This window comes from Actinokineospora sp. (genome assembly GCF_050699995.1).
Lineage (GTDB): Bacteria > Actinomycetota > Actinomycetes > Mycobacteriales > Pseudonocardiaceae > Actinokineospora.
The window spans coordinates 1-4,987 of sequence record NZ_JBOHGC010000097.1 but is presented as its reverse complement, the minus strand read 5'-3'; the positions used below and the strand labels follow the sequence as shown (position 1 = coordinate 4,987).

Genomic DNA, 4,987 nt, shown 5'->3' with positions numbered 1-4,987 from the left:
ACCCGGCACCCCGCCGGGTCCCGCACCTCTCCACCTCAGACGAACTCGCTCCGGAACGGCCGCTCTACGAACACCTCGCCGTGATCACCCTCGACGCCTGCCGCAACGGTGTAATGCTCACCTGTGCTGGGCGCCAAGTCCCGCTGGCCGCCACTTCCGAATATTCGCTACGCGAGTTGGCCCTGGCGGGCAATGATGGCGCCGTGGGGATGTTGGACGCGGTCGCGGCGCGGGTCGCCGCCGGAGAGACAGTCGAGTTTCGGCCTAGTGGCAACTCGATGGTGCCGCTGATCCACAGTCGCCAGCTGGTGAAGGTGGCGCCGGTGGATCCGACCACCGTCGAAGTCGGTGACATCGTCCTGTGCCGCGTCGCCGGGTCGGTATACCTCCACTTGGTGTCCGCGATCAACCCCGCGACCCGACGCGTGCAGATCAGCAACAACCGGGGCCGTGTCAACGGCTGGACCGGCCACAACCGTGTCTACGGTCGCTGTGTCGCCATCGATGGCGTAGCGAGACGCGTGCCGAGGACCGCTCCCCCGGACGCCGGGAGCGGTCCTCGACCGTGAGGTCAGAGCGTCAGGGTCCAACTGTCGATGTGGCCGACGTCCTGGCCGGCCACGTCCTGGACCTTGAGTTTCCAGTCACCGCCGCGCGCCTCGGTGGAGAGGTTCGCGGTGTAGGTGGCGTCGACGTTGTCCGCGCTGTCCGACCAGGACGAGCCCTTCAACCGGTAGCTGCTCCCGTCGGGCGCCACGAGGTCGATGACCAGGTCGCCGCGCCACGTGTGTTTGATGTGCACCTCCACCTTGCTGGTGGCCGACGCGGTTCCCGCACACGACATGGTGATCGTGCTCGTCACGGCCGCGCCGTTGTCCGGAATGGACACATCCGTGCCGTTGGTCGCCGCCGCGCACGTGCCCGACGCGTTGACGGTCCAGGTGAACGTGGTGCTGCCCGAACCGCCCGCCGAGGCCGTCGCCGTCGCCGTCACCGTGGACGTGCCCGCCGCCGCCGGGGTGCCTGAGATGACACCGGTCGAGGCGTTGAGCGACAGGCCCGCGGGCAGGCCCGTGGCCGACCACGTGTAGGGCACGGTGCCGCCGGAAGCCTGCAGCTGCACCGGGGAGATCGCGGTCCCGACTGTCGCGGTCTTGCTGCCCGGGTCGGCCACGGTCACCGCGCCGGGGGCCGAGCAGCTCTGGCCGATGGCCCGCTTCGGGCAATCGGCGTAGTCGAGCAGATGCAGGACCGCGGCGCGGTTGCGGGAGGTCTCGCGGGCGATGATCTCGTCACCCGGGTAGAAGCCGCCGCCGAGCGCACCGGACGGGAACATCTCGAAGGTGTAGCCGTAGATCCTCTGGTCACCCCACAGCCAGTCGTCGATGGAGCCATCGGTGATGTACAGGTCGGAGGACTGCTCGGGGGTGTACCCGTTGGTCTGCGCCATCGCCCGACCGATGGTCGAGAACACCCTCTGGTCGTCGACGGTCAGGCCCGGCGCGGTGTCGTCGTAGGTGTAGCCGAAGGGCCACAGGATCAGTTCCGAGTAGGTGTGGAAGTCGATGCCCACGGTGATCTGCTGCTTGCCGTCGACCACGCGGCCGCGCACGAAGTTCGCCACCGCCTTCACTTCCGGCGCCGACTCCGGGGCCGCGCCGCGGTAGGTGTCGGAGCTGAAGCTGCCCGACGATCCGCCGCAGCAGCCCCACTTGTAGTTCCAGTTGCGGTTCAGGTCCGTGCCCACGTACGTCGAGCCCGCGTTCGGCTGCCGGTTCTTGCGCCAGCTCTTGTACGAGCCCGTGGAGATGTCGAATTCGCCGCCGTCGGGGTTGAGGTCGGGCAGGATCCAGATCTCGCGCGAGTCGACGACACCCTTGATCCGCGGGTCCGTCGAGTACTTGCCGGTGAGTTCCTTGATCAGGTACACCGCCATCTCGACCGTGAGGTGCTCACGGGCGTGCTGGTGGTGGGTGAATAAGACTTCCGGCTCGTTCTCGTCGGTCGCGACGTTGTCCGAGATCTTCAACGCGTAGAGGTCGCGGCCCTCGTGGGACTTGCCGTACACCTGCTTGCTGAAGATCCCCGGATGGGCGGCGACGGTCTGGTTGATGACCGCCACCATCTCCGAGTAGTTGTGGTACGCGGAATCCGAGCTCGGGAAGTCCTGCGGTGCGGCTTCGCTCTGGATGGTCACCGGCGCGGTCTCAGCCTCGACGGTGAAGCCCTGGGCGCGGATTTTGGCGACCTCCGAAGGGGTGGCCGTGATCTGCAGGCGGCTGTCCTCGGTGCCGTTGATCGCCGCGCCGGTCTTGGCGATCGCCGTCCGCTGCGCCGCCGTGCGGACTCCGGTGACGTGATACTCGCCCGCCGCGCGGGTTTCGCCGCGCGCCCCATCACCCAGTGCCGGGTTGCCGCTCATCGCCACGATCACGGCGAGAGCGGCGGCCGCCCCAGCCATCAGCGAAACTCGTCCGCGTTTCACAGTGCCTCCAACTGGAGTGCCGGGTCAGCGGCACGGAAGAGGTCGGGCGCCCTGACCACGGTGAACGCCCGTTGATGGCATCAATGGCATTGCGAAGAATGATCCTCGGCCGCCCCCAGAACAAGGCGGCAATAGCGGCGACTATTTCCCCATTGCCAATACTGGGAAGAGAAACCGCTGTCCGGTTTCCCGCATTTGTCGGGTTTGGCACTGGACGTGACGCGAGCCAGGTGAATGACCCGTCGACGCGTCAGGTCGCCGGCGCGGGAGCCGCCGAGGCGGTGGACGAGCACACGATCAAGGTCGTCACCTACAACGTCGGGGACGCGGGCGGCGTCAAGGCCGACCTGGCCCGGCGGATCGACACCGAGCGGCCCGCGGTGATCGGGCTGCAGGAGGTCGCCGACCGCGAGGCCGCGGTGCGGGAGGTGGCGGCCGCGAGGCGAAGCATTGCATCGGCTACGCCACCTCCCTGCGAAGTTGGAGTTCGCGTGGCACCTCTTCTACTCGGGCAACAACTGGTACGCCAACCGGTACGCCACCGGGGCACCCGGCTGTCCCGCTCATCACGACTGGTTGCCCGCTCCACGGTGGCCAGCCGCCGGGCTTATGCAATACGATCGCATTGGAAAACGCCGGATCCTCGACGGGAGCCCACATGCGAGTCGATCGGAATCTGCCCGTGGTCACCACCGACGGCACAACCCTGCTCGTCGACCACATCCACCCATCCGGCAAGGCAACCGGAGTGGTCGTGTGGATCCGAACTCCCTACGAGCGCAAGCAGATCGCGTCGATGGCCAAGCGGTTCGCCCGCCGCGGCGCGGACGTGCTCATCGAGGCGATCCGCGGGACCGACGGCTCGGGTGGGACGTTCGACGGCATGTCCTACGAGCCGGACGACGTGGCCGCCGTACTCGGCTGGCTGCGCGCCCAACCGTGGTTCGGGGGCGCCATCGTGACCTGGGGGCTCAGCGCGATCGGCCGGGCCAGTTGGTTCCTGGCCGGGACCGACATCCCGCAGTGGCGGCTGGCGATCCTGCAGGACGCGCCGTCGGACCTGCGGGACGGGCTCGTCCTGCCGGGCAGCGTGTTCGCGGGGGCGGTGATGCTCGGCTACGTCCACACCGTCGAATGGCAGGCCGACCACCCGAGGGCCTCGACGCTGCGTGGCATGGCCGCGTCGGTTCTCGGCGCACGCCAGGCGAAGCGGGTGCTCGCCGATCTGCCACTCGGCACGGCCGATCGACGTCTTGTCGGTCGCCCGGTCCCCTACTTCCAGGAGTGGCTCGATCGCGAACACGACGACGGGTACTGGAAGCGACTCGACCTGCGAACGAACGCCACCGGGATGCCCGACCTGGTGCACCTGGCCACCGGCTGGCACGACTTCTGCCTGCCCTCGACGCTCGCCGACTACACGGCCCTGCGCGCCGCGGGCAAGCGAGCGCGCCTGGTCATCGGCCCCTGGTACCACGGCCGCGGCGCCGTCGACCGAAGCTACCGCGCCGACGTCGACACCTGGCTCGACGCCGCCGCACACGGTTGCGCCCCACCCGGCCACGCGCCGGTCCGCGTGCACGTCGGCGGAGTCGACGAATGGCGGGACCTGCCGGACTGGCCACCGCCGGGCTACCCGCCCACCGAGTGGCACCTGCACCCCGACGGCGGGCTGTCGACGAGTCCCGCCCCGGACTCGCCGCCGGACCGCTACCGGTACGACCCGGCGGACCCGACACCCGCCGTGGGCGGTGCGATGGAGAACTGGGACGGAGCCGCGGGCGCCAAGGACAACCGGGACCTGGAGGCCCGCCACGACGTCCTGACCTTCACCAGCGACGCCCTGGCAGCCGACCTCGAGGTCATCGGCCCGATCACGGCCACGATCCGGCTGCGCTCGACCCTCGAGCACACCGACCTGGTCGCCCGCCTGTGCGATGTGGCCCCGAACGGCCGCTCCACGAACCTCTGCGACGGCGCCCGCAGGCTGCGCCCCGGCGACCCGGCCCCCGACGCCGACGGGGTTCGCACAGTCACCGTCGATCTCACCGCCACCGCCCACCGCTTCCGCGCCGGACACCGCCTCCGCCTGCAGGTCGGCAGCGGAGCGCACCCCAGGTTGGTCCGCAACACCGGCACCGGCGAACCACTCACCACCGCGACCACCCTGCGCGCGGCGGAGCAGGAGATCTTCCACGACCCAGCACACCCCTCGGTCCTGACCCTGCCCGCAGCCGAGATCACCACGAGGTGAGCCGGTTCCGTGGATCAAAGGCCCGCACCCGCGCCCGGTGAGCGCCGCACCCATCCCCTTCACCGGGAGACCACACCTCGCCGCGAGCAGGCGGCGACCGGATTCAGGTCGGTCGAACCGTGTGCTTGGCGGAGTCGTAGGCGCGGTCGGCGTAGAGCGCGTCGGGCCTCCGGCGGGGACGCCCGCGCCGGCCCCGCACCGGCGGGATCGCGTCGACCAGCGGGAGGAGTTGGGTGACGTCATTGACA

The 4,987-nt window shown here is 69.6% G+C and carries 4 protein-coding genes and 1 pseudogene; 2 read left to right on the top strand and 3 right to left on the bottom strand.

What is annotated here, in order from left to right; all coding sequences use genetic code 11:
- A partial coding sequence (locus ACRDSQ_RS05730) for a hypothetical protein (protein ID WP_431419423.1) occupies positions 1–569 on the top strand: 569 nt, incomplete at its 5' end.
- A 2-nt stretch (positions 570–571) separates the two neighbouring features.
- On the opposite strand, the gene ACRDSQ_RS05725 is transcribed toward ACRDSQ_RS05730, so the two are convergent.
- Together ACRDSQ_RS05725 and ACRDSQ_RS05720 are read right to left on the bottom strand one after the other, a co-directional pair.
- A complete protein-coding gene (locus tag ACRDSQ_RS05725; protein WP_431419421.1) occupies positions 572–2,461 on the bottom strand; it encodes a M14 family zinc carboxypeptidase in 1,890 nt (629 codons plus the stop codon).
- A gap of 334 nt (positions 2,462–2,795) precedes the next feature.
- A complete protein-coding gene (locus ACRDSQ_RS05720) occupies positions 2,796–2,936 on the bottom strand; it encodes a hypothetical protein (RefSeq protein ID WP_431419420.1) in 141 nt (46 codons plus the stop codon).
- Positions 2,937–3,143: 207 nt separating this feature from the next.
- On the opposite strand from ACRDSQ_RS05720, the gene ACRDSQ_RS05715 reads away from it, so the two are divergent.
- Positions 3,144–4,739: a CocE/NonD family hydrolase gene (locus tag ACRDSQ_RS05715; RefSeq protein WP_431419418.1), complete on the top strand. Its 1,596-nt coding sequence runs from the start codon at positions 3,144–3,146 to the stop codon at positions 4,737–4,739.
- A 121-nt stretch (positions 4,740–4,860) separates the two neighbouring features.
- Here the strand turns inward: ACRDSQ_RS05715 and ACRDSQ_RS05710 are convergent.
- Positions 4,861–4,987 (bottom strand): annotated as a pseudogene (locus ACRDSQ_RS05710) (IS5/IS1182 family transposase); the annotation flags it as partial.

What these genes read in the sequence shown, in the direction of transcription:
- ACRDSQ_RS05725 (WP_431419421.1), bottom strand. Translation starts at nt 2,461, where the DNA reads ATGGCTGGGGCGGCCGCCGCTCTCGCCGTGATCGTGGCGATGAGCGGC.
- ACRDSQ_RS05720 (WP_431419420.1), bottom strand. Translation starts at nt 2,936, where the DNA reads ATGCTTCGCCTCGCGGCCGCCACCTCCCGCACCGCGGCCTCGCGGTCG.
- ACRDSQ_RS05715 (WP_431419418.1), top strand. Translation starts at nt 3,144, where the DNA reads ATGCGAGTCGATCGGAATCTGCCCGTGGTCACCACCGACGGCACAACC.